This is a genomic window from Paenibacillus pinistramenti (genome assembly GCF_005869875.1).
Classification (GTDB): domain Bacteria; phylum Bacillota; class Bacilli; order Paenibacillales; family Paenibacillaceae; genus Fontibacillus; species Fontibacillus pinistramenti.
On record NZ_VAWG01000008.1, the window covers coordinates 42,643 to 67,659 of the forward strand.

At 53.8% G+C, this 25,017-nt stretch carries 21 protein-coding genes and 1 riboswitch; of the genes, 12 read left to right on the forward strand and 9 right to left on the reverse strand.

Annotated elements, in window-relative coordinates:
- The first annotated feature begins 146 nt into the window (after positions 1-146).
- The gene (locus FCN15_RS11145; RefSeq protein WP_138495188.1) at positions 147-725 is read left to right on the forward strand and encodes a nitroreductase family protein; all 579 of its coding nucleotides are present in this window, start codon (positions 147-149) and stop codon (positions 723-725) included.
- 115 nt (positions 726-840) lie between these two features.
- On the forward strand, positions 841-1,998 hold the full coding sequence (locus FCN15_RS11150) for an acyltransferase (protein WP_138495093.1): 1,158 nt from the start codon (positions 841-843) through the stop codon (positions 1,996-1,998).
- 357 nt (positions 1,999-2,355) lie between these two features.
- Here the strand turns inward: FCN15_RS11150 and FCN15_RS11155 are convergent, their stop codons facing one another.
- The 5 genes from FCN15_RS11155 to FCN15_RS11175 all read right to left on the reverse strand — a co-directional run bounded on the left by FCN15_RS11155 (position 2,356) and on the right by FCN15_RS11175 (position 10,138).
- Positions 2,356-4,026 (reverse strand): glycoside hydrolase family 13 protein, encoded by a 1,671-nt coding sequence (locus FCN15_RS11155; protein WP_138495094.1) that lies wholly within the window; start codon positions 4,024-4,026, stop codon positions 2,356-2,358.
- 33 nt (positions 4,027-4,059) lie between these two features.
- Positions 4,060-6,378, reverse strand: coding sequence for a glycoside hydrolase family 65 protein (locus tag FCN15_RS11160; protein ID WP_138495095.1), 2,319 nt, complete (start codon positions 6,376-6,378; stop codon positions 4,060-4,062).
- An 87-nt stretch (positions 6,379-6,465) separates the two neighbouring features.
- Positions 6,466-7,131, reverse strand: coding sequence for a beta-phosphoglucomutase (gene pgmB / locus FCN15_RS11165; RefSeq protein WP_138495096.1), 666 nt, complete (start codon positions 7,129-7,131; stop codon positions 6,466-6,468).
- A gap of 155 nt (positions 7,132-7,286) precedes the next feature.
- Positions 7,287-8,321 carry a LacI family DNA-binding transcriptional regulator gene (locus FCN15_RS11170; protein ID WP_138495097.1) on the reverse strand — a complete coding sequence of 345 codons (1,035 nt, stop codon included), beginning with the start codon at positions 8,319-8,321 and terminating at the stop codon, positions 7,287-7,289.
- Positions 8,322-8,392: 71 nt separating this feature from the next.
- Positions 8,393-10,138, reverse strand: coding sequence for an alpha-glycosidase (locus FCN15_RS11175; RefSeq protein WP_138495098.1), 1,746 nt, complete (start codon positions 10,136-10,138; stop codon positions 8,393-8,395).
- Between the two features lie 525 nt (positions 10,139-10,663).
- Here FCN15_RS11175 and FCN15_RS11180 point away from each other — a divergent pair.
- The 6 genes from FCN15_RS11180 (at position 10,664) to FCN15_RS11205 (ending at position 18,022) form a co-directional block, all read left to right on the forward strand.
- Positions 10,664-11,986, forward strand: a complete 1,323-nt coding sequence (locus FCN15_RS11180; protein WP_138495099.1) for a sugar ABC transporter substrate-binding protein — start codon at positions 10,664-10,666, stop codon at positions 11,984-11,986.
- 92 nt (positions 11,987-12,078) lie between these two features.
- Positions 12,079-13,380 carry a carbohydrate ABC transporter permease gene (locus FCN15_RS11185; RefSeq protein WP_138495100.1) on the forward strand — a complete coding sequence of 434 codons (1,302 nt, stop codon included), beginning with the start codon at positions 12,079-12,081 and terminating at the stop codon, positions 13,378-13,380.
- Positions 13,377-14,222, forward strand: coding sequence for a sugar ABC transporter permease (locus FCN15_RS11190; protein WP_138495101.1), 846 nt, complete (start codon positions 13,377-13,379; stop codon positions 14,220-14,222). The genes FCN15_RS11185 and FCN15_RS11190 overlap by 4 nt, the downstream gene beginning before the upstream one ends.
- A 171-nt stretch (positions 14,223-14,393) precedes the next feature.
- The gene (locus FCN15_RS11195) at positions 14,394-16,505 is read left to right on the forward strand and encodes a methyl-accepting chemotaxis protein (protein ID WP_238996633.1); all 2,112 of its coding nucleotides are present in this window, start codon (positions 14,394-14,396) and stop codon (positions 16,503-16,505) included.
- A gap of 150 nt (positions 16,506-16,655) precedes the next feature.
- Positions 16,656-17,087, forward strand: a complete 432-nt coding sequence (locus tag FCN15_RS11200; protein ID WP_138495102.1) for an NfeD family protein — start codon at positions 16,656-16,658, stop codon at positions 17,085-17,087.
- 2 nt (positions 17,088-17,089) lie between these two features.
- Positions 17,090-18,022 carry an SPFH domain-containing protein gene (locus FCN15_RS11205; protein ID WP_138495103.1) on the forward strand — a complete coding sequence of 311 codons (933 nt, stop codon included), beginning with the start codon at positions 17,090-17,092 and terminating at the stop codon, positions 18,020-18,022.
- A 283-nt stretch (positions 18,023-18,305) separates the two neighbouring features.
- Here FCN15_RS11205 and FCN15_RS11210 read toward each other — a convergent pair whose 3' ends face one another.
- Positions 18,306-18,977, reverse strand: coding sequence for a PspA/IM30 family protein (locus FCN15_RS11210; protein ID WP_162515346.1), 672 nt, complete (start codon positions 18,975-18,977; stop codon positions 18,306-18,308).
- Between the two features lie 53 nt (positions 18,978-19,030).
- Complete coding sequence (locus FCN15_RS11215) at positions 19,031-19,258, reverse strand: PspC domain-containing protein (RefSeq protein ID WP_138495105.1); 228 nt, start codon at positions 19,256-19,258, stop codon at positions 19,031-19,033.
- 257 nt (positions 19,259-19,515) lie between these two features.
- Between FCN15_RS11215 and FCN15_RS11220 the strand changes: the two genes are divergently transcribed.
- Positions 19,516-20,067 carry a flavodoxin family protein gene (locus FCN15_RS11220; RefSeq protein ID WP_138495106.1) on the forward strand — a complete coding sequence of 184 codons (552 nt, stop codon included), beginning with the start codon at positions 19,516-19,518 and terminating at the stop codon, positions 20,065-20,067.
- 97 nt (positions 20,068-20,164) lie between these two features.
- Here the strand turns inward: FCN15_RS11220 and FCN15_RS11225 are convergent, their stop codons facing one another.
- Together FCN15_RS11225 and FCN15_RS11230 are read right to left on the reverse strand one after the other, a co-directional pair.
- A complete protein-coding gene (locus tag FCN15_RS11225) occupies positions 20,165-20,860 on the reverse strand; it encodes a YcnI family copper-binding membrane protein (RefSeq protein ID WP_138495107.1) in 696 nt (231 codons plus the stop codon).
- A gap of 64 nt (positions 20,861-20,924) precedes the next feature.
- Complete coding sequence (locus FCN15_RS11230) at positions 20,925-22,574, reverse strand: copper resistance CopC/CopD family protein (protein WP_138495108.1); 1,650 nt, start codon at positions 22,572-22,574, stop codon at positions 20,925-20,927.
- Between the two features lie 362 nt (positions 22,575-22,936).
- On the opposite strand from FCN15_RS11230, the gene FCN15_RS11235 reads away from it, so the two are divergent.
- The 3 genes from FCN15_RS11235 to FCN15_RS11245 all read left to right on the forward strand — a co-directional run bounded on the left by FCN15_RS11235 (position 22,937) and on the right by FCN15_RS11245 (position 24,912).
- Complete coding sequence (locus FCN15_RS11235; protein ID WP_203232130.1) at positions 22,937-23,269, forward strand: metal-sensitive transcriptional regulator; 333 nt, start codon at positions 22,937-22,939, stop codon at positions 23,267-23,269.
- Between the two features lie 30 nt (positions 23,270-23,299).
- Complete coding sequence (copZ, locus tag FCN15_RS11240) at positions 23,300-23,500, forward strand: copper chaperone CopZ (RefSeq protein WP_138495109.1); 201 nt, start codon at positions 23,300-23,302, stop codon at positions 23,498-23,500.
- Between the two features lie 78 nt (positions 23,501-23,578).
- Positions 23,579-23,690, forward strand: a riboswitch (TPP riboswitch).
- Between the two features lie 142 nt (positions 23,691-23,832).
- A complete protein-coding gene (locus tag FCN15_RS11245) occupies positions 23,833-24,912 on the forward strand; it encodes an ABC transporter substrate-binding protein (protein WP_138495110.1) in 1,080 nt (359 codons plus the stop codon).
- Positions 24,913-25,017: the final 105 nt, after the last annotated feature.

The window sequence follows — 25,017 nt, forward strand, 5'->3', positions numbered from 1 at the left end:
ACGGGCAAGCGCATAACGCCGCGCAAAGCGGCTAATTCACAGCTGTTCCGCTGATGACAGCGTTTTCTTATTGCAGGTTGACGAAGGACATCAGAAAGGATAGGCTGAACATGGACATCATCAATTTGGAAGGGAATGATCAGAAAATGAATATTTTTGAAGCCATCCGCACCCGCCGAAGCATCGGCAAAGTGACAGGAGAAGCCGTTTCCCGGGAATTGATTGAACGCATATTGGAAGCAGGGACGTGGGCCCCGAACCACCGGCGCACTGAGCCCTGGACGTTTTTTGTGATGAAAGGGGAAGGACGCAAGAAGCTTGCGCGTGCGCTGGCTGAAATCTCCAGGCTGGAAGCGGGGGATGTCAGCGAAGAGCAGGCGGCCGAGCTGCTGGCCAAGGCTGAAGAGAAGGTCAAACGCGCCCCCGTTATTATCGGCGTAGCGGTCCAGCCCTCGGATAAGCCGGGTGTCGTAGAGCTGGAAGAGTACGGCGCCGTATTCGCCGCTATCCAGAACATGCTGCTGGAGATCCACGGCTTGAATCTGGCTGCCGTTTGGAGAACCGGCGAGCAGGCCTATCATCCGGTGATGAACAAGACGTTTGGACTTGGCGATCAGGGTAAAATGCTGGGATTCCTGTACATCGGCTATCCTGCAGTGAAAGAGCTGCCAGCCGGCAAACGGGAGCCTGTCCTGGATAAAACCGTCTGGATTGACCAGGCTTAATTTATATTCTTTGGGAGGATTTGCCACTTCTTAGGTTCGCTTGGCGGCATTCAGGTTTGGGTAAAGTTAAGAATAGACAGGGGACGAAACCAGAATTAAAGGGGTAATTCGACGAATGACCGCCGAAAGAAGGGATTCCAAAGTGACTTCTCCGATGCTGAACACGACACCTGTGCAGAAGCCGGCATCCAGGCCGGCCGCCAAGCCCAAGATTGAAAGCCTGGACATTTACAGGGCGCTGGCCATTTCGGCCGTTATTATCATTCATGTGACTTCAAATCCGGTTGTGAGAATGCGGCAGCGTCCTGACAGCCTTTTAGCCATATTCTACGATTTCTGGAACAGATTCAGCCAGTTCGCCGTTCCATCGTTTGTGTTTCTGAGCGGACTGGTGCTCTTCTACAATTATTGGGACCCTGAGCGGCCCAGGAGAGGGTGGGTGGCAGGTTTTTACAAGAAACGCCTGCTGTACATCTTTGTCCCTTATGTGGTCTGGTCGTTTGTTTATTTTCTGATGGTCCAGAGCGAGAAGGGAAACGCTCCATTTGATCATATGAAGCAGTTCCTCGGCAGCCTGCTCACCGGCAATAATTATGAGCATTTGTACTATTTTGTCATGCTGATCCAGTATTATGTGCTGTTTCCTCTGCTGCTCTTTATCCTGCAGAAGAAGCACGCCGCGAGGTTCCTGATTCCTTTTGCAGTGCTGTTTCAGACGGCTTTTTATTTTCTGAACAACAAAGTGCTGCACTGGCCGTCCGGCGATATCTTTGCGACCTATTTTCTGTTATTTTCACTGGGAGCCCTGGCAGGCATGAATTACGAGCGGGTAACCGCCGTGCTGTCGAAGTGGCTTTGGCTGCTGCTTCCGGCCTTTATCCTGAGCGGCCTTGCGTTCGTCTTTGCGAGCAAGCTTTATTACGAGTGGGAGCCGCGGCTGATCCCTTACAAAATGTACTTTAACTTCGGTATCTATTACCTGTTCACCGCTTCGGCATGCCTTTCCCTGCTGATAATTGCGAATGGGCTATTCCGGCTATTGAACAACAGCTGGCTGGCCCGTTTTCTGTCCGGCATAGGCGCGGCGTCGTTCGCTATCTTTCTCGTACACCCGCTGTTTCTCCATTATTGGAGGCTGGAGGCGGTGAACCGGTACGGCGCTTATTATCATTATTTGACTTGGCTGGGGGCCCCGGTTATATTGCTGCTGTCGCTGGGCTTCTACAAACTGCTGCGCAGATGGAAGTGGAGCTGGATTCTGATCGGGCGTTAGTGTGGTTCTGCATCGACGAGAGGCAGGCTTGTGTGAAGGTATTCTTTATGGCAATGGTATACATGGAAAAAGGTTTAAAAAGCCGCAAGGTAATTGCGGCTTTTTTTTCGCTATAGAAAGACTAAACCAATTTTAATTGTACATAAGGACTCTTGCCGGCAAAAAAAATACACCCCCTAGAATACATCGGTTGAACCAGAGGTTCAGACCAACGCCTCTTCTAAGGAGTGTACTTCGAATGGACCGTTGCTATCGTTATTGCTATCGTTATTGCTATCGTCTTGCTATAGTCATTGCTATCGTCTTACTTCCGGAGCCGGCCAATAGCTCGCCGGACCGCTAATTTTCCGTTTACGTTTAGCCTCTCATCCGGTACACTCTGGCTTCATACGGACGGAGCACTTCGGTGCTTGCTCCTTCTTCCGGATAGTTCCCGATAATAAGGGATTTACCCGCAATCTGCAGCTCTTCCGGCAGCTCGAGCTTGATTTCCCGGCCGAAGAAATTCAGCAGAACCAGCCACTGCTCGTCGCCGAGCGTGCGGGTATAGGCGTAAAGATCCTCATGCTCGGGCAGAATAGGGGTGTATTCCCCATATGCCATGATCAGGTTCTCCTTGCGGAGAGAGAGCAGCTTCTTGTAATAATGAAAAATAGAGTCCGGATCCTGCATCGCCTGCTCTACATTGATCTCCTTGTGGTTCGGGTTCACCTTGATCCAAGGTGTTCCGGTAGTGAAGCCGCCGTTAGGCTCACTGCTCCACTGCATCGGTGTGCGGGCATTATCGCGTCCTTTGGTGTAAATCGCCTGCAGGATCGTATCGTGATCTTCGCCGCCCTCGGTTACTTTCTCCCGGTACATGTTATGAATCTCGATATCCCTGTAATCGTCAAGCGATTCAAACCGGACGTTGGTCATGCCGATTTCTTCGCCCTGATAGATGTACGGCGTACCTTTCAGCGTATGGAGCAGGGTGGCCAGCATCTTGGCCGACTGCACCCGGTACTGGCCGTCATCGCCAAAGCGGGAGACCATCCGGGGCTGGTCATGGTTGTTGAGATACAGGCTGTTCCAGCCTTGCTCGGCGAGGCCATGCTGCCATTTGTCCAGCACCTGCCGAAGCTTCGGAAGCGTCCAATTGGCCACGTCCCATTTGCCTCCCACGCCGGAGTCAATGTCCATATGCTCGAATTGGAACAGCATTTGCAGCTCTTCGCGGTCTTCGGCCGTGTATTTCTTCGCTTCTTCCACGGTTGCGCCCGGCGTTTCACCGACGGTCATCACCGGATATTTGGACAGCACTTCCCGGTTCATTTCATGCAGAAATTCGTGAACGCGGGGCCCGTTCATAAAGTACGGACTGCCGTCGCCAAACTTCTCCGTTCCATTGGAAGGCAGGCCCTCAGCCTTGGAGATTACGTTAATCACGTCCATCCGGAAGCCGTCCACGCCTTTATCCAGCCAGAACTTCATCATCTCGTAAATGGAGGAACGGACCTGCGGATTCTCCCAGTTCAGATCAGGCTGTTTCTTTGAGAATAAGTGCAGATAATATTCGTCCGTTGCTTCGTCATACTGCCAGGCCGAACCGCTGAAGAAGGAGCCCCAGTTGTTCGGAGGACTTCCGTCCGGGCCGCCCTTGCGCCAGATATAGTAGTCGCGGTAAGGGTTATCCTTCGATTTGCGGGATTCGACAAACCAGGCGTGCTCATCGGAAGAATGGTTAACCACCAGGTCCATCATCAGCTTGATGCCGCGGCTGTGCAGGCCTTCAAGCAGCTCTTCCCAATCGGCCAGGGTGCCGAATTCATCCATAATGTCGTAGTAATCGCTGATGTCATAGCCGTTATCGTCATTAGGCGATTTATAGACCGGAGACAGCCAGACCACGTCTACGCCAAGTTCCTTCAGATAATCCAGCTTGGACGTTATCCCTTTCAGATCGCCGATCCCGTCTCCATTGCTGTCTTTAAAGCTGCGCGGATAGATTTGATAAACAACCGCTTCTTTCCAGTATGCTCGATTCATTGCTGTTTCCTCCTGTTGAGGCATTTTTCTGATTTATACACTGGCTTTAACGTTAAAGGATTTAATTTCCGACAGGCCCTCTACGGTAAAGCTCTGCTCGTAGATGCGCACAGGAGCCGGTGTTTCGGTCTCGTTATAAACCGTAATTTCATCGCCCTGCACACTAACTTTTAACCGTGCGCCGCGGAACATAACCTTGAACGAGAACGAAGTCCAGTGCTCCGGAATAAACGGCTTGAGCACAAGCTCCCCATTGGCTACACGCAGGCCGCCGAAGCCTTGAACGACAGACATCCAGGTGCCGGCCATGCTCGTAATGTGGCAGCCGTCTTCGGTATCGTTGTTGTAGTTGTCGAGGTCGAGGCGGGCAGTACGCAGATACATTTCATAAGCTTTTTCCCGGTATCCAAGCTCGCAGGCCAAAATGTTATGCAGGCAAGGGGACAGGGAGGACTCGTGAACGGTCAGCGGCTCGTAGAAATCGAAATTCCGCTTCTTCGTCTCCAGATCGTAGCGGTCGCCCAGGAAATAAAGCCCCTGCAGCACGTCAGCCTGTTTAATATAGCAGGAGCGCAGAATGCGGTCCCAGGACCAGTTCTGATTCAGCGGCAGGTGTACCGGATCCAGCTCTTTGACCGGAAGCAGCTCTTTGTCCAGGAAGCCGTCCTGCTGCAGGAAGACTCCGCGTTCCTCGTCGTAAGGATAGTACATATTGGCGATGATATCCTTCCAGGCCGACTGCTCTTCGTTCTCCAGCTTCAGCTGTTCCTTCAGTTCGGCATAACGGGCAGGTTCATTCTTCTCCAGCTCTGCCAGCACTTCGAGGGTGTATTCCAGCGTCCAAGCGGCAATCCGGTTGGTGTACCAGTTGTTGTTGACGTTATTTTCATATTCGTTCGGGCCGGTTACGCCAAGCATAACGTATTTGCCTTTAGCGGTGGAGCGGGTAACCCGCTGCTCCCAGAACCGGGAGATTTCAACGAGCACCTCGAGACCATATTGGCCGAGATAAGCCTTGTCGCCGGTATAGTTCACATAATCATAAATGGCATGGGCGATCGCGCCGTTGCGGTGGATCTCCTCAAACGTAATCTCCCATTCGTTATGGCATTCCTCGCCGTTCATCGTAACCATCGGATACAGGGCGCCTTTGGTGAACCCGAGCTTGCGCGCGTTCTCGCGGGCCTTCTCAAGATGTTTGTAGCGGTAGATCAGCAGGTTGCGGGCGATGGAAGAGTCCGCTGTGCTCAGGTAGAAAGGCAGGCAGTAAGCTTCAGTGTCCCAGTACGTGCTGCCGCCGTATTTTTCCCCGGTAAAGCCTTTAGGCCCGATATTCAGACGGTCGTCTTCGCCGTTATAAGTCTGGTTCAATTGGAAAATATTAAACCGGATCGCCTGCTGCGCTGCCGGGTCGCCTTCAATGACGATGTCGCTTTCCTTCCATTTAGCGGCCCAAGCTTCCGACTGCTCCTGCAGCAGCACGTCAAAGCCTGCTTCTGCAGCTTCCTGCACCAGCTTCTGACCGGCTTCAACAAGCTGTCCAAGCCCGAAATTGCGGGAGGTAACATTCGCAACGTATTTGAACAGGGTTACGGTTTCGCCCTGCGCAGCATCGATGGTAAATGTGCCTGCCACATATTTTTCCCGTTCAATCGCAGTCGGTTCAGGCTGGATCGTTTGTCCGTCCTTCTGCAGCAGGTAAGACATAACTGAGGTGACATGGAAGTCGAGCTTTTTCGTTTTGAGCGTCAGGTATCCGCCGCCTGCCCCGGCCTGCTTCTCAACCTCGCTCCAGAACTTCTCTTCGTAGTTGGAGTCCTTGTTCTGAATATCTCCGTCCAGGTAAGGCGTGAAGTTCAGCTTGCCGCTGAAGTTCAGCGGGGTGACGGCGTAGCGGATTGCACCGATCTCATGCCGTTTGGCGCTCACAAAGCGTACAGCCTCAACCCGGATCTCTTTGCCGTCCTCCAGCTCGGCCACGAATGCGCGGGACAGCACGCCTTCTTTCATGTTCAGCTCGCGTCTGAATTCCTTAACCTTGCAGCTGGCCAGGTCCAGCGGAGTTCCGTCAATTTCGACATCAATGCCGATCCAGTTGGTCGAATTCAGAACCTTTGCAAAATATTCGGGATAACCGTTTTTCCACCAGCCGACCCGTGTCTTATCGGGATAATAAACGCCGGCCATATAGCTGCCCTGCAGCGTACGTCCGCCGTACTGCTCTTCGAAATTGGCCCGCTGGCCCATATAACCATTGCCGATGCTGAAGATACTTTCCGAAATTTCCTGCGTCGATGGATCAAACGAATCCTCAATAATGGACCATTCGTCAACTTTTAAATACTGCTTCATGATTACCGGCTCCTTTGTCATTAGCTTTATTTATGGAAGTAAGAGGAAACAGGCCGCACGCTTATATCCTTGCTTGTGCCGTCAGGATTAAATAGCTGCCTTAAGCTCCTGAAATAACCGATCGGCTGAGAAGCCTTCCAGGGAAGGGAGGACGAGAGCAGCCTTGGTCAAAATAGCGGGCGAACCAATGCCAACGGACCGCATGCCTGCACGCACTGCCGCTTCAATTCCAGCCTCGGCGTCTTCAAAGACGACACAGGCCGAAGGGGCAACGCCTAACTTCTCGGCGCCGAGCAAGAACACTTCGGGATCCGGTTTGGCTCTGGAGGTTAAAGTACCGTCAACAATGGCGTCGAAATAGGCGGCAAGGCCCGTATTGTTCAGAATCAGCTGGGCGTTCTTGCTGGCGGAGCCGAGGGCGGTCTTGATGCCATTAGCCTGGCAGTCCTTAAGGAACTCAAGCGCGCCGGGCAGGATTTCGGAAGCATCCATGCGTGAAATGGACTCGACATACCAGTTATTCTTACGCTCGGCCAGCCGCTTTCTTTCCTCTTCCTCTACGGTGATGCCGCCAACCTCAAGCAGAATCTGCAGCGAAGCATCCCGGCTAACCCCTTTCAGCCGTTCATTGTCCTGCTCGGTAAATTCAAATCCAAGCTCCTCAGCTAAGCGCTTCCAAGCCTGGTAATGATATTTGGCGGTATCCACCAGAACTCCATCCAGATCAAACAGGCAAGCTTGTATGGCCTCCATTTATATTGCCTCCTCGTATAAATAAGTCATCAAATGATCATAAATTGCGCAAACGTTTGAACAAGCTTTAAAAAATATATGAAGCAGCAGGCTGCTTCATATATTTGATGCCGGCCCGGTCCACCGTATGCCGGGTCTTGCAGGCCAGAGGGCGCTTACTTCCGCGGAACAGCGAAAGCAGAGGACTCACGGACAATCAGCCTGTGAGGAATCACCTGTCTTACCGGCTGATAGCCTGCGCCGTCATTCTGAATCGCTTGAATGAGCAGCTGGGAGGCTGTATAGCCCAGGTGGTAGATGCCGATGTCAATGCTGCTGATCGGCGGGGTTGAGAGCTCCGACAGCGGAATGTTGTTAAAGCTCACAATGCCCAGATCATCGGGCACCTTGTATTTCAGCTCATGCAGTCCCCTTAGAACGCCAAACGAAACCATATCATCGACTACAACAAGCGCAGTCGGGCGGGCCGGCAGGTTCATGATAAACGACATGGCCCGGTACCCGCTCTCCTGCAGAAACTCACCCTCCACAATCCATTCCGGACGAACTTCAAGCTCCGAGTCGGCCATCGCCAGGCGGTAGCCGAGCAGCCGGTCCTGGGAAACGACCAGGTTAGGCGGCCCGCTGACAAATCCAATCCGCTCATGGCCCATCGTAATCAAATGCTTGGTGGCGTCATAAGCGGCCTGGACGTTATCCGTATCTACGGTCAAGATGTCCGGATGCTCTTCACTCCGCCCGATCAGTGTAAAAGGATAACCGTGCTCAAGCAGGAAATCGACAACGGGATCGTCTTTTCTCGAGTAGAGAAGGATTGCACCGTCAACCCTGCGGCCGTTCAGCAGCCGGGATACTGCCCCGAGCTCTTCCTTCTCGCTGCTTCCGGAGCTGAGCAGAACATCGTAGCCGGCGCGGTTCGCCTGTGCGACAATGCCCCGGATCAGCTCCATGAAGAAGAGGTTCGAGAACAGCTCCTCTGCCGGCTTCGGCAGGAGCACACAAATGGTGTTTGTCGTTTTGGACACGAGGCTCTTCGCCATGATATTGGGATGGTAGCCGAGTTCCTCCATCACATCTTTCACTTTTCTGGAGGTTTCTGCGCTGATTCTGGGATGATTGGACAGCACCCGGGACACGGTGGATGGTGATACTCCGGCCATTTTTGCAACATCCTTAATCGTTACAGCCATGAGCAACCTCCTTTAGTGAAACCGTTTGCCCTTATCTTAATGGATGCTTTGAATCTTGTAAATAGTTGCGCTTACTTGACAGGGACAAGAATGGCATATCCGTATGCCGGCAGCTTCACACTCAGCCGTCCCCGCTTGGCTTCATAAACTTCTCCGGTGAATTCATCCTTCCAGCTTCCATCAGGCTGAGCCACTTGAATAGTCTGGATCGTAGCATCGTTATTCAGCAGAACCAGCAGACTCTCATCTCCAAGGCGCCGTTCATAAGCGAGAGTGGTGCCGCCGGCTTCCGCCTGAAGGAAATGCAGGGAGCCGGTCCGCAGTGCAGGGTTCGACTTCCGCACTTCAATCAGTCTGCGGTAGAAATCAAACAGCATGCGGTCCTGGTTCTCTTCTTCCCAAACCATACATTTCCGGCAGTCCGGATCCTGCTCGCCGTCCATCCCGATCTCATCACCGTAATAAATGCATGGCGTTCCCGGATAAGTGAACTGGAACAGGGAGGCCAGCTTCATTTTGCTCTTGCTGCCTTCACACAGGGTGAGCAGGCGCGGCGTATCATGGCTGTCCAGCAGATTGAAGGCAGCTTCGCTTGCCTGGCGCGGATAGCGGGACAGCTGTCTGCCGATGGCTTCTGTAAACTGTCTGGCGTCCAGCGTGCCGCGGACTACAAAGTCGAGAACGGCATCGGTGAACGGATAGTTCATCACGGCGTCAAACTGGTCTCCCTGCAGCCATGGCGAGGCTTCATGCCAGATTTCGCCCAGGATATAGGCGTCCGGATTAACGGCTTTGACTCTTTGGCGGAATTCGCGCCAGAAATAGTGGTCGACTTCGTTGGCCACATCCAGACGCCAGCCGTCGATGCCGGTCTCCTTGATCCAATATTCCGCCACGTTCAGCAGATACTCTTTCACTTCAGGATGCTCGGTGTTCAGCTTCGGCATCATCGGTTCGAATGCAAAGGTATCGTAGGTCGGGATGCCGTCCTTCACGTTCAGCGGGAACTCACGGATGTGGAACCAGTCTTTATATTTCGACTGTTCTCCATTCTCCCGTACATCCACAAATGGAGCGAAGGTGCGCCCGGCGTGATTAAATACCGCGTCCAGCAGTACCCGGATGCCGCGCTCGTGGCACAGATCCACAAGCTTCTTCAGCGTGTCCTTATCTCCAAAATGAGGGTCGATCTTCATATAATCCTGCGTATCGTATTTGTGGTTTGTTGTCGCCTCGAAGACCGGGGTGAAATAAATGCCCGTTACGCCAAGCTCGGTTAGATGGTCGAGATGATCAATCACGCCCTGCAGATCGCCGCCGAAAAAGTTATCCCGTTCAGGCTTGCCGCCCCATGGCAGAACGCCTTCCGGGTCCAAAGAGGAATCCCCGTTAGCGAAACGCTCGGGAAAGATTTGATAGAACACAGCGTCCTTAACCCACTCCGGGGCTTTAAAAATATCAACCGGGTTGATAAAAGGAAAGTCAAACAGCCGATCCGGCACTTTAGGCCGTTCCTGAAGGAAGTCGGTTTCCGTCATCCACCAGGCCTCGTCGCCGTTCTTCAGCAGAAATCCATATTTCAGGCGGCGGAAGGGAGGCTGCACTTCGCATTCCCAATAGTCGAACATGACATCGCTGCAAGCTCTCTCCATCGGAATCAGCTCTTTCGTATCGTCCCAGGCATATTTGTCGCCCGTCCAGGCGAACACCTCGGATACGTCATTCTTCTTGGTTCGGAGTCTCAGATGAATGGTTTTTTCATCATAAGCATAGGCCCAGTTTAATTTCGGACGGTGGTAAACCGCTTCAAGCTGCATGTTAAATTCCTCCTTTTTTAGTTAGACCAAAAATGAAAAAGGCACATGACCCGGGCTGCTGCACAATAGCCGAGGATGTACCTTACGGAACACATTGCCTTCAAATTATCAGCTGGCCGTTGTCTAGAGCGGCTTTGACGGCTTGAATAAGGAAAGTTTCCCCAAAAACTCCTGTTGCCATCCATCCAGCATTTTCATTTCGGAAACACTATAGCATAGGAAGTGAGCTTTGTATAAATTCGAATTTTTACGAAACAAAGAGATTTAACGAGCAAACTAGAGAGAAACCAGTGAAAACAGCCTAAAATGATTTGTGCAAACGTTTTTACAGTATGGGCATGCTGTTGTATGATTGCGACAGTAATGAAGCGCTTTCCAAAAGAGAAAACGGACAGAAAACGGTTATAAACGATTGGTAAATCGGAAATAACAAGAGAAAATGCCGTTTCTTGTGGAATCGTTTGCGCTATATTTTGCTTCTCTGCAGGACCATTTTATAAACGATGAGAAAGGGGATTCACATTTATGAAACGGAAGAAGTTTACGGCATTGCTCGCTGCCCTGACCCTGATGGTGTCTATTACGGCATGCGGTTCAAGCAACAACGGGGGAAATGCAGCGGCTGACGCAAGCAGCAACGCGGGGACGGAAAGCGCAGCGAACAGCAGCACGAATGACTCGGCAGGCGGTGCAGCAATTACGCCTGAAGACGGCGCCCAGCTGGTGGTTTGGGATAGTAAGGAAGAAAGAGTTTATACAGATGAAATCGCCAAGCAGTTTACAGAGAAATACGGCGTACCTGTTAAGATTGAAGAAGTAGCACCTGCCGATCAGGTTACGAAGCTCACACAGGACGGACCTTCGGGACTGGCTGCAGACGTTGTAGTATTCCCTCACGACAACCTGGGCAGAGCGGTAGAAGCCGGATTGCTGCTTGAGAACGACGAGTTTGCTGAAGAAACTACAAACAATAACACAGAAGCTTCCATTCAGGCTGTAACCTATGACGGCGCGCTTTACGGATATCCTAGATCCGCTGAAACTTATGCGCTGTACTACAATAAGAGCCTTGTGAAGGAAGCGCCAAAATCCTTTGACGACGTAATTGCCTTCGGCAAAACTTATACAGATAAGTCCAAGAATAAATACGGCATCATGTGGGAAACAGGCAACATGTACTATAACTATCCGTTTATCGCTACAACCGGCGGTTACATTTACGGCCAGAACGGTACAGACAAAGATGACATCGGCATCAACAGCGATGCTGCAATTGAAGGTTTGAAGACTTATGTAGCCTTGAAAGAAGTTCTTCCAGTTAAGAGCGGCGACATCAACCCGGACATCAAACGCAGCTTGTTCAACTCCGGCGACGTAGCTATGGATATCAACGGTCCTTGGGAGCTTGCCGGCTACAAAGCAGCACTCGGCGACAACCTGGGCGTAGCTCCAATCCCTACAATCGGCGGTAAAGCAGCGATCTCCTTCTCCGGTATCAAGGCTTGGTATGTAAACTCCTTTACTCAATATCCAAATGCGGCCAAATTGTTCGCGGAATTTGCAACAACGAAAGAAGCTCAGTTGACACTGAATGAAAAAGTCGGCGCTATTCCAACGAACAAAGAAGCTCTTGAATCCGACCAAATCAAGAACGATCCCTATATCTCCGCATTTGCCGAGCAGACTCAAAACTCTCAGCCAATGCCTTCCATTCCTGAAATGGGCAACGTATGGTCACCTGTGAACGCAGCTTTGCCTGAAATCTGGGATAACGGCAAAGATCCTAAGGAAGCAATGGATAAAGCCGCTCAGCAAATCAAGGATTTGAATAACGGCGCGGCTAAATAAGCCGGCTGACAACAACAAACCGTAAGAAGACCGCCCGCCGCTTGGAAGAGCGGCGGGCACTTCCATGGTTTGGCGAAGGGAAGGAGAAGAGAATGGACCGACACCGCAATAAAGCCACTATACTGTCGATTTTAAGCATGGGATTGGGACAAATATATAACCGCCAATTCATCAAAGGTATTCTTTATCTGCTCGTCGAAGCGGTGGGGATCTTCTATTTCAGCAGCAGGCTCGGCAGAGCGCTCTGGGGAATGGCCACACTGGGAGAAACGGCAAGACACAAGGTTAACGGGAAATTCGTTAACGGGGATCACTCCATTTATCTGCTTGTACAAAGCTTGATTACGCTGATAATCCTGCTTATTTTTATTCTGATTTATGTCATGAATATCCGGGATGCCCGCAGAACGGCTGCTGAACGGGAACAAGGGGTCAAACCCAACAGTTTCGCACAGTCTGTGCGTTATATTCTGGATTATAAATTTGCGCAGGCCTTCCTGGCCCTGCCGGCTGCAGGTATTCTGTTCTTTACTGTTATGCCGATTATCTTTATGATCCTGCTTGCTTTCACGAACTACTCTTCGCCGGATCATATTCCGCCTGCCAAGCTGGTGGATTGGGTCGGCTTTGACACGTTCCGCAACCTTGTATCGCTCAAATCCTGGAGCCATACGTTCTTTGGCGTCCTGATCTGGACGATCATCTGGGCCGTTCTGTCAACGGCCACCACTTATTTCGGCGGTTTGCTGGTAGCGCTTCTGATCAATCAGCAGGGCATCAAGTTTAAAGGATTCTGGAGAACCATTCTGATTATTCCTTATGCGATTCCTCAGCTGATCTCCCTGCTCGTGATGCGCAACATGTTTAACGGCCAGTTTGGTCCGATTAACCAGTATCTGGGCTACTTCGGTCTGGACGGCCTGCCATGGCTGACAGATCCGTTCTGGGCTAAAGTGACCGTTATTGTCGTCAATATGTGGGTTGGTATTCCGGTCTCCATGATTCTCATCATGGGCGTACTGACTACAATCCCGCGCGATATGTACGAGGCGGCAGAAGTGGACGGTGCGACCGGCTTCCAGAAATTCCGGATCGTAACCCTGCCGATGATTCTGTTCTCCACTGCTCCGACGCTGATTATGCAGTTTGCGGGCAACATCAACAACTTTAACGCGATCTTCCTGCTGACCAACGGGAATCCGGTTGTCGGGGATTACCAGTATGCGGGTGCAACCGACCTGCTCGTCACCTGGCTCTATAAACTGACGCTTGATCAGAACAAATACAACATGGCTTCCGCCGTGGGTATTATTATCTTCCTGATCATTGCCGCGTTCTCTATCTACAACTACCGCAGAACGAAGTCGTTTAAAGAGGAGGATATGATTCAATGAGCGGGTTAAAAGCTAGAAAAACCATCCGTCTGACCCTCAGCTATCTGGTTCTGGCCGTGCTGGCGATTACTGCTGTATATCCGGCGCTTTGGGTCGTCCTCGGCTCTTTCCGGCCGGGTAAATCGCTGTACAGCAAGACGCTGATTCCGGAGCATTTTACACTCGACCACTATAAGGAACTGTTCACGTCGGATACGATCCTGTTTGGCCAGTGGTACCTGAATACGCTTAAGATTGCTGTCTTCTCCATGCTGATCGGCGTGCTGCTTACGCTGCTCACCAGCTATGCGGTGTCGCGCTTCCGCTTCCGGGGCCGGCAGACAGCTTTGTCTACGATCCTGATTCTCGGGATGTTCCCGGGCTTCATGAGTATGATCGCCATTTACTTGCTGCTTAAGGAGTTCCATCTGCTTGATACGCATCTGGCTCTTATCATCGTTTATGCGGCCGGTGCTCCGCTGGGCGGCACGTTTATAGCCAAGGGCTTCCTGGATACGATTCCGAGAACCTTGGATGAAGCGGCCAAAATTGACGGCGCCAGCAACTTCAAGATCTTCACGCGAATTATCCTGCCGCTGTCCAAGCCGATGCTGACTTACATCGCGCTGACCCAGTTCGTCGGCCCTTGGGTTGACTTTATCTTTGCAAGACTGGTGCTGCGGACCAAGGAAAATTGGACACTGGCCGTCGGCTTGTACGACATGGTATCGACCAACCAAAATACGAACTTTACCGTGTTCTCGGCCGGAGCGGTTCTGATCGCCATTCCGATCACCGTGCTGTTCATGTTCCTGCAGCGCCTTCTGGTTGATGGATTGACTTCGGGCGCAAGCAAAGGCTAAAGTAAAGGGTTTCAAGGCAATCGGGTGCCGCCATACGGCAGTCCGGACCGGCACCCTTCGCCTTTGAAAGGAAAGGTGCAGAACGGATGGATTTCCGGGCTGCACCTTTTTTATACAAATATAAAGAAATACAGACAACAATCATGGATCACACTAGAGGGGGAACGCAAAATGAAGGTAAAGCTACCGCAGACAAGTTTTATGAAGGTTCATTCGATAGGGGTCAAACTATTCGCTATTCTGTTTGCGGCGATGGTGCTTCTTTCGGCCGTATTGGGAGCCGTCTCCTACAATACCGCCAAGGGCATCATCAAAGACCAGGTGAGCAGTTCCTCCGTTCAGGCGGTCAGCCAGGCGGCGGACAAGCTGGATTTTCTCTTTGCTGAATATGAAACCTCCTCAAGGCAGATGGCAGTAGACCAAACGTTAAAAGCTGATCTGGAAACCGTATCCCTGCCGGATGGCCAGGTAGGAACGGTTGAGAAGACTGCGGCAGAGAACCGCATCAAGCAGAAGCTCGACGCGCTTGCAGGCTCGGACGACCGGCTTGCCGGCGTCAGACTGGTTTCGGTTCAGAAAGGTACGGGCTACCAGTCTACAGGCATGGCCAGCAGCAGATCCGATGATGAAACGAAAACCAGATTAAAAGCGATTGATGCAGGAGGGGGACAGCCCGTGTGGTTCCCTGCAATGGTAAAAGGCTTCTTCAATAACAGCACCGTGCCTGTATACGCAATGGGAAGAGAACTGAAGAATCTGCAGAAGCCGGAAGCTGCCTATTACCTCCTGTACGAGTTCAAGGCCTCCTCCCTGGATACCATTCTTTCGGGGCTGAGCATCGGGGACAACAGTGAAACCAGACTGCTGTCCGAAGATGGACAGATCACCTACGCAGCCGATACCAAGCTGCTGGCGACCGCTTCTGACATTAAGCCGGATACGGCGTCCGAAGCCAAGTCCGAAACCGCTGGCAAGGACTCTGCGCAGCAGGGCGGGTTCTTTACTGCAGAAGATAAAGAAGGGACTTCGCAGTGGGTGGTGTACAAACCGCTGTCTACCAACGGATGGACGCTCATCGGCTTTGCTCCGGAGAAAGGCTTCCTGAGCGCGGCCAACCGTATGCTGGTCGTGACATTCGGCATCATTTTAGGTGCTGTTATTGTCGCTGTGCTGGTGGGTCTCTATGTAGCGCGCCTGGTCAGAAAGCCGCTTGTGCAGCTTAACGATTTGATGGAGGAAGCCGAGCGCGGCAATCTCCAGGTGCGTACCGAATTCAAATCCCGTGACGAAATCGGGATGCTGGGCAAAGGCTTTAACCAGATGATGGACCGGATCTCCGGATTGGTCGGAGAAGCGAACAACTCGGCGGCAGGCGTATTGAACACGTCCGAAGAGCTGGCGCATGCAGCGCGCCGTACTTCCGAGACGGCGGGTGAAGTCGCGAATGTGACCCGGGAAATTGCGCTTGGTGCAGCCGGAATGGCGGCAGAAGCGGAGAACGGCGAGCAGGTCGTTGAGACCATCGGCGCTGGCATGCAGCGCATGAATGAAGCCAACCGGATGATGGAAGAAGCGGCACGCCGGGTATCAGGCATCAGCGGAGACGGATCGGGATATATGAAGGAGCTGGTCGAGAAGACGGAAGCCGCTTCCTCCATGGCAGGCGAGCTGAGCCAGACTTCGGACAAGCTGCGGCACAATACGGAACTCATCCGGACCATTCTGGCGCCTATGGCAGAGATGACCAGACAGACCCAGATTCTCTCGCTTAACGCTTCAATTGAAGCGGCCAGAGCCGGGGACTCAGGAAGAGGCTTCAGAGTCATCGCGGAGGAAATCCGCAAGCTGTCCGAGCAGTCGGAGGCCTCGATCGGCCATGTTGCCCGCATGATTGATGAGATCAGCGGAGATACGGAAGAAACAGCCGGAGTGGTCGGCCGGATTTCCCCGGTATTCGCCATCCAGCTGGATTCCGTGAAAGAAGCTGCCGATATCTTCGGCCGGGTAGCGTCCGAAATGAACCTGTTCCTGGATCAGATCCAGGTATCAGGTGCAGCGCTTGGGGATTTGACCGAGGCACAGGCAACGCTGCAGCGGTCGATGCTCAGTGTCGCTTCCGCCGTTCAGCAGACCAGCGCAGCTACCGAGGAGGCCGCATCCATGTCGGCTATGCAGTTTAAGGTCAGCGAGCAGCTGGTAGGCCTTTCCGCAAGGCTCGAAGAGCTGGCCGGGTCCATGAAGAAGGCGCTGACTCATTTTCAGACGGAAGAACAAGCAGAATAAGTCTTCGAAATGCCCCGTTTTGCCGATTGGTGAAGCGGGGTATTTTTCATGTCCTAAAGTTGCGACAAATTTGCTACCTAACATCACATGTATCCGTATATACTGAATATAAGCTGAATTCAAGCTGACAAAAGGTGGTGAATCTGCCCTATGCATGCATGGGTGATTTGGCTGATCGCGGCGGGAGTGCTGCTCGTTCTGGAAATGTTCACGCTTACGTTCTATTTATTGTGGATCTGTATCGGAGCGGTGACAGCGCTTCTGGTCTCCCTGGCGGCTCCGGACCTGGTGCTGCTGCAGGTGATCGCAGGCAGTATAGTGGCTCTCGTGCTGACGGTCTTTACCAAGCCTCTTTCACGCCGGCTGCGCAGCTCGCGGGGATATGAAGATCCGGGAACCGAGCTGATCGGCAGGCAGGGAATCGTCATTGAACCGATCGAACCGGGACATTACGGCATCGTGAAGATCGGCGGGGATACCTGGAGTGCCACGGCTCCGGTGTTCTTGGGCAAGGAGGAACGTGTGAGGGTGATGAAGATGAGCAGTACCCGAGTTGAAGTAGTGAAATGGGAGGAGATTTAGAGATGCAGTGGGTTATTATTGTTGTCATTCTGGTTGTGGTCGTCGCCTTTATCGCATTAACCGTTAAGGTTGTTCCCCAACAGCGGGTTGGCGTCGTTGAACGTCTCGGTAAATTTAACCGTTTGCTGAACCCGGGCCTTAACATTCTAATTCCGGTTATTGACCAGGTAAGGGTGTACCACGATTTGCGGATTCAGCAGGCGAACGTGCCGCCGCAGACGGTTATTACGAAAGATAACGTGCAGGTGCAGATCGACTCGATCATTTTCTACCAGGTTGTGAATCCTGAGCAGGCGACATACGGCATTTCCGATTATGTATACGGGGTGCGCAACATCTCCACCGCAACCATGCGGCAGATTATCGGCAAGCTGGAGCTGGATGAGACGCTGTCCGGCCGGGAAAAAATCTCCAACGAGATCCGCATCGCGCTGGACGAAGCCACGGAAAAATGGGGCGTCCGCATTGAGCGGGTCGAAGTCATCGACATCCAGCCGCCAACAGACATCCAGGAATCAATGGATAAGCAGATGAAGGCCGAGCGGAATAAACGCGCGATCGTGCTGGAAGCGGAAGCGGCGAAGCAGGACATGATCCTGCGCGCGGAAGGGGATAAGCAGAGTAAAATCCTCAAAGCCGAAGGCGACAAGGAAGCGCGCATCCGCGAAGCGGAAGGTCTGCGCCAGGCGCAGGAGCTGGAAGCGCTCGGCCAGGCGAAGGCGATTGAAGCCGTAGCGGCTGCCGAGAAGCAGCGGATCGAGCTGCTCCGCAGCGCGGGGCTGGACGAAACGGTGCTGGCCTACCGCTCCTTCGAGGCGCTCGAGGAAGTGGCCAGAGGTCCGGCCAACAAGGTGTTTATCCCTTCCAACGCGGTGGAAACGCTTGGCAGCCTTGGCGCTGTAGGCGAGCTGTTTAAGGAGAAGAAGAAGGGCTGATGCGGCCTCTTCTGAATAGTTAAATAGCTGAGTACAGCAAGAAAAATAAGAGGCCCGGTCAAGGGGGATTCCTTGACCGGGCCTCTTTGTGCTTCAGGACGGCTGGAGGGGGATTCCTCCGGCCGTCCTTCGCTTTATGCTAAACGTTGGCAGCTTAGCAGTACGGCTTGCATGACTTGCATGCTTACTTGAATAACTTGCGTGACTTGCATGACTTGCGTGACTTGCATGACTTGCGTGACTTGCATGACTTGCGTGACTTGCATGACTTGCGTGACTTGAATTACTTGCTGCCGGCTTCTCCGCCGGAATCCGACGCGTTCATTTTCCCCTGCAGGCGGGCGATCTCCTCATCCACTCTTGAGGATGAAGCGGGATGGCCGCCGACGGAGCCCCGGGCAGCGGCGGAAGCCTCCCAGCCGTTGATCTTCTCTTCCATGCGCTCGAATCCGCGGGCAGCAGCGCCGGTTTCCAAGCCGCGGGTGAATTGAGGGCGCGCGGAGGCTTTCAGCTCGGATGCTTTACGGGCGCGTTCGGCAAGCTCTTCGCGTTTCTTCTTCAAACGCTCCAATTCCTCTTCGCCCATCTCCAGCTGCAGCTCTAGCTCGGCAATACGGCGCTTGACGGCATCCTCTTCAGCAGCCAGGCGGGAAGCCTGCTCGCTGTAGTGCAGCTTGGCTTCTACTGCGCGGCGGGCTGTCAGCTCATCCCCGGCCTTTATTGCGTTCAGCGCGTGCTGCTCATGCAGCGCCGTCTGGCGCCCGGCTTCCTCGCGCTGGGCCTGCAGCAGGCGTGCCGAGGCTTTGGCCGCGGCCAGCTCGCTTTTTGCATCGTCCAGCTCTTCTTCAAGGTTGCGCAGATACTGTCCGGTCATGACCACTGGGTCCTCCAGCTTGTTCAGGGCCTCATGCAAGGTTGCTTTGGTAATGTTGGCGATACGATCAAATAAACTCATGTTCATCTCTCCTTGAAAGGGTTTTGGAAGTGATTGTCTAATGCCTTTATTGCCTAGTATTTGGAGTAGTAGGAATCATCAATGTCATACCAGCCTGCTGGTTCATCGGGCACGAGGAGACTGGCGATCAGATAAAGAGCCACCACGGCGCCAAAGCTGCAAAACGCGGCAATCACAACAGCCAGACGGATAATCGTTGCGTCAAAGCCGAGCCACTGGGCAAGGCCGCCGCACAAGCCGGAAAGTTTCTTATCTTTTCTGGAACGGTACAATTTACTCATTCCTCATTCACTCGCTTTCTCGTTCGTTTTGTTATGTTCTAATCATAGCCTTTCTGCATTCTGCTCAAAACGGCCCGAAGACGGTTTATCGTCTGGACCTTGGTCGGGGGTGCGGCTCGGTCCCGGAGAGGGGGAGGCATGAGCAGATTGGTGTATGTTTTGGTAAAATATAGTCTGAAACAGCGTTATCCGCCGTATAACAATAAGAGTGCCTGGATGGAGAAATCTAAGAAATGATGAATGAGGGAGTGACTGATATGAGTATAGCGGTCATCAACGGCAGCGGACGGGAGGGCGGCAACACCGAGCAGCTGACCCGCCTTGCGCTTGAGGGACTGGAGTACAAGGAGATTGTATTACGGGAGAAAAAGATTCTGCCGATCGTGGACCAGCGCCACTCCCCGGGCGGCTTCCAGCCGGTGGAGGACGACTATGACGCCGTTATCCAAGAGGTGCTGGCGCATGACATCCTCGTGTTTGTGACGCCGGTTTACTGGTACAGCGTATCGGGGCTGCTCAAGAACATGATCGACCGCTGGTCGCAGAGTCTGCGGGATACCCGATTTGACTTTAAGGCGCTGATGGCTCAGAAAAAGGCGTTCGTAATCACCGCCGGCGGGGACAATCCGCGCATCAAGGCTCTGCCGCTCATTGAGCAGCTGAAGTATACCTTTGATTTTGTGGGAATGCCGCTTGAAGGCTATCTGATCGGCCAGGCGTCAAAGCCAGGGGATATTCAGAACGATGAACGTGCGCTTACGGAAGCGGCATGGTTAAACGGCAAGCTGAAGAAGCTGGTGCAGGGGTAAGCTCATATTCGCTGATAAAAATAAAGGCAGATTCAAGTCCGGAAGGCTGGCCGCAACGGCCGCCTCGGATAAGTTGAATCTGCCTTTTTGCTGCAAATCAGGCTTTGCGCCGTCCGCTCCGGATCGTCAGCCACAAGGCGGCCAGTGCTGCCAGAAGCGAGATGATGCTGATGACCAGCGTGAGGGTTTCCAATACGCTGCTGGAGGAGCCGCTGTCATCGGCTGCGGTATCCGAAGCTGCTGCGCCGCTGTCCGTGCTGCTGCTGGCGGGGCTGTCCGTGCCTGCTGTGCCGGCGGCTTCGCCCGCCGGGGCCGATGTGATGGTGGTGATGGAGTGCGGCGACTCGGCATCCTCATCTCCGGTCCATTCGACGACCGTTCCGTCGCTGTAATATTGGTACGCGTCCCAGGCCAGCTCGCCTTCGGCAGACGGATTCTTGGCGACAAAGCTGAACTGCTGGAACTGGCCGGCCTCGATCCCGCCGCCTGCTGCAGCTTCCCAGGTAATCGTCTTGATGCGGCCGCTGTCATCCTTCGCGGTGGCCGCCGTCCAGCCCGGAACCGGCTGATACTGCTCCAGCTCGGCCTGTTCAGGCACCTTGAGGGTTACTTTTACCGTAGGGATGTCCTTCTCATTCGGCACTTTCATGGTGTAGGTCTCCCAGGCCTCTGGTGCCGATTCTGATGGTTTTACTGTAACATGCGCGCTTGCCAGGCCTCCGAACAGGAGGAGGAAGGCCAGCATGGCGGCCGGGATGGAAGCAAGCCGCAGGGATTTTTTAACGATTATCATTCAAGTACTCCTTTATCAAAAATGGGATTCCCGCAATCCGCGGTTCTCACGCAGCCAGCCGCCGTTAAGGCGCGGCGGCCTCAAACGTAAAGCTTCCGTCGAACGAATCCAGCGATTTCAACAATACATGGTAGCTGGCGCGCCAGCGGCCGGGCATCGTGACGAGGGCATCGGCCTCCAGCTGGCTGGCATCGGTCAGATTGACCTCGATGACCCCCATGTCCATCTCAAGCGAGGTCAGCTTCATCGTAATCTGCTGAACCTCGGCCGGCTGGCCGTCCGCGTCGGTCACTGTCGCTTTAAAATGATTGTTCCCGACCACGGCGGGCGTGACGTCAATCAAGGTGGTGTAGCCGGACTCCGCTTTATCAGAATGCTGGACAGGGCCGCCCTTCGGCTCTCCCGGCGACAGATTGGTCAGCACGGCAGCGAGGACCAGCACGGCGATCCCGGCCGCCCATTCGAGCTTGATGCCCGCGCCCAGCCGCTGATTCCGTCTGCCGCGTCGGAAGTTGAACAGGGCGAAGGTCAGCATCGCCAGCAGCAGGCCGGTTTTGGCGATCAAGGTCCAGCCGTATGCGGTCTGAAACAGCGCGTTCAGGTCCGGCAGATAAATCAGGCTGCCGTAAATGCCGCTGAACAGCAGCACGACAGCGCTGATGGACCCGGTGTCCGTGAACCGGCGCACCGTCTCGGGGTACAGCGTGCCGCTTTCATCCCGTGCTGCGGCTTTCGGCAGCACGAAGGCCAGCACCAGCAGGCCGCCGACCCAGACGGAGGCGGCTGCCAGGTGCAGAAAGTCCGCCGCGCTGGCCGCCAGGCGGGACGGAGCCGTTGCCGGATGGCCGAGAGCGGCCTTGAGCGCCGCAATGGCAGCGGCGTTGACCAAGGCCAGGATGCCCAGCATCCGGCGGCGGTTCACGTAGTCACGCGACCAGAGCGCGTAGACGAGAAAGGCCAGCGGCAGCAGCAGCAGGCTCTGCACCCACCAGATGGTGCCGAACGAGCCGTCCTTCAGCGTCTGCCGGAACCATTCTCCCTGCCAGAGGTTCATCCAGCTGGCACCGGTGTCCAGCCGGATCTGCAGCGGCAGGCTGAGCAGCACCCCAAGGCCGGCGAGGATGGAGCCGGCCAGCAGCAGCAGGCGGAAGCTCTGCTGCTCGAATGCCCGCGGGCGGTAAGCCCGCGGGAAGATCCACAGCGGGAACGCCAGGCTTCCCGCCAGCAGCATGAGTCCGCTGTACAGCACCCAGCGGATGATGACCTGGTCGGCTCCGGGGCTGGCGGCCGCGGAGCCGGAAGCGAGGGCGGCGGCCTTGCTGCTGGCCGCTTCGCCTACGGCGAAGGGAACCGTGCCGGCCACCGGATGGCCGTCGCCGGAAACGACCCGCCAGTGGGCGATGTACACGCCGTCCGGCAGGGACGGCTGCAGCTGGACTGACAAGCCCGCAGGGTTGTCCGCATCGATGGCGGCCTTGCCGGTTGAGACGGTTGTCCCTTTATCGTTCATGACATTCAAGGTATAGAAGGAGGGATCAATAGCCTCGCTGAACAGCAGGTGCACCTGTGCGGGCGCGCTCTGCAGCGTCTGGCCCGAGGCTGGATCGGATTTGACGATATAGGCATGCGCCAAGCCGGCTGCCGGAAACAGCAGCTGCAGCAGAAGCAAAACAAGTAAGGCGGCTGATCCGCCGGTAACATATTTTTTAACCATGAAGCAAAACCTACCTTCTCAGGTGCTTATTTTTCCAATTTAACATGGTGTGCCGGACAAATCATGACCTTAACGGGCTATGACTATTTTAAATTTAAGAAGAGCTGTGTCGATCCTGTGAAAGATTGGGAGAGGCTTGTCATGCCTAGCATGCCCAGCTTCTGCCTTTTTCCTAACAAGGGGCAGCTGCCGGAAAGAGGATTGAATACCCTATAGGGGTATGCTACAATAAAGGTGTTAAACCGAAGATAGAAGATCAAAGCGGCTATTAAGGAGTGAAGTCCATGGCAGAAATAAGCGGATCTCCTTCGCAGAAGGAACAACAGCCAGAACAACAGCCAGAACCACAGATGGAGCAGCACATGGAGCAGCAGACGGAGCATGGCTGCCATTGCGGAACGGAGCATGGGCAGAGCGGGCGGCACAGCCACCACTCCGAAGAGATGAAGGGCAGGCTGGTTGCCCGCCTGAACCGGATCGAAGGCCAAATCCGCGGCATTAAAGGCATGATTGAGAAGGACACTTACTGCGACGATGTGCTGAACCAGATCGCAGCCGTACAGTCGGCCCTGAACAGTGTGGGCAGGCTGCTGCTTGAAGGCCATATGAAGAGCTGTATTGTGGAACGGATTCAGACCGGGGAGACCGAGGTCGTCGACGAGCTGCTCATTACGATCAACAAGCTGATGAAATAAATAACTATTATTTAAGGAGGATTTTTCACAATGACTACAGTAACTTTGAATGTCGAAGGCATGTCCTGCAATCACTGCGTGAAAGCGGTGGAGGGAGCGGTTCAGGAAGCTGGCGCAGCCGGCAAGGTAGACCTTGCAGCGAAGAAGGTTGAAGTTACGTTTGACGAAAGCAAAGTGGCTCTTGAAGCGATCAAGGAAGCGATTGAGGACCAGGGCTACGACGTAAAATAGCTGGAAGCCGCCAGATTAAAGACGCTATAGACAGCGTTCACGGGTTAAGACTATAATATTTGTTGAATAAACCGCAATTTCATAATGATGGGGAGCTGGAGAAGGCCGGCTGAGAGTGCGTCCCGAGTAGACGCTGACCCTTAAACCTGATCTGGATAATGCCAGCGTAGGAAAAAGCTACTGTCAATTTGATGGTTATACCCATTGACAAGATGCAGGCGCCCTGGACGGGCGCCTTTTTTTATGGCTGTCTGCTGAATTTCCTTGGCAGCTCCTGCGCAAGAACAGGTTTCCTTACAAAGCGGGAACAGAATAAGGGGGAACGGTTCATCATGAAAGCAAAGAAATTAGGTGCATTTATGCTCACTGCGCTGCTGCTGACAGCGGTGGCAGGCTGCGGTACCAGCGGAGGCAATAACGCGGCAGGAAGTGCGGCGCCGGAGGGAAGCGTGTCCTCTGCCAGCACTGCAGGCAGCGCTGACAGCGCACAGTCTACCACAGATTCTAAAGAGCTGAAGGACGTCAAGGTCGTGCTCGACTGGACGCCGAACACCAACCACACCGGCCTGTATGTGGCCCAGGAGCTGGGCTATTACAAGGAAGAGGGCCTGAACGTGGACATCGTGCAGCCGGATGAAGGCGGCGCAGATGCGATGATCGCTTCCGATGCAGTGCCGTTTGGCATCAGCTACCAGGAGAGCATCACGCAGGCGCAGACCCAGGGCGTACCGCTCGTCTCGATTGCGGCGGTCATTCAGCATAACACCTCCGGCTTTGCGGCTCCGGCTGACCGGAATATCAAATCGCCGAAGGACTTTGAAGGCAAAAAATACGGCGGCTGGGGCTCCCCGGTTGAAGAAGCCGTCATGAAGTCGATCATGGATCTGCAGGGCGCCGATGTGAACAAGGTGAAGATTATCAATATAGGCGACGCGGATTATTTTACGGCTGTGAAGCGGGATGTTGATTTTGCCTGGATTTATTACGCCTGGACCGGCATTGAGGCCGAGCTGCGCGGCGAGAAGCTGGATATGATGTATGTGAAGGATTATTCGAAGGATCTGGATTACTACACCCCGGTTATCGCCACCAACGAACAAGAAATCCAGCAGAACCCCGATCTGGTTAAAGCGTTCATGAGAGCAACGTCCAAAGGCTATCAGTACGCGATCGCCCATCCGGACGAAGCCGCCGACATCCTGATCAAAGCCGTGCCGGACCTCGATCCGAAGCTGGTCAAGGCCAGCCAGGAATGGCTGAGCCCGCGCTACCAGGACGACGCCGCGCGCTGGGGCGAGCAGAAGGAGTCCGTCTGGACCGGTTACGCCAACTGGATGTACGAACGCAAGCTGCTCGACAAGCCGCTGGACGCTTCCAAGGCGTTCACGAACGACTTTTTGCCGGAGTCTTGAGGTTTGGGTAATAGATAACAGTAGTTCTATCCCGAGATGGCTCGCGATTTAGAGCGATCCATCTCCTAAATGTTACACCCCTAAAAAGTACAAATGAGCGGGATC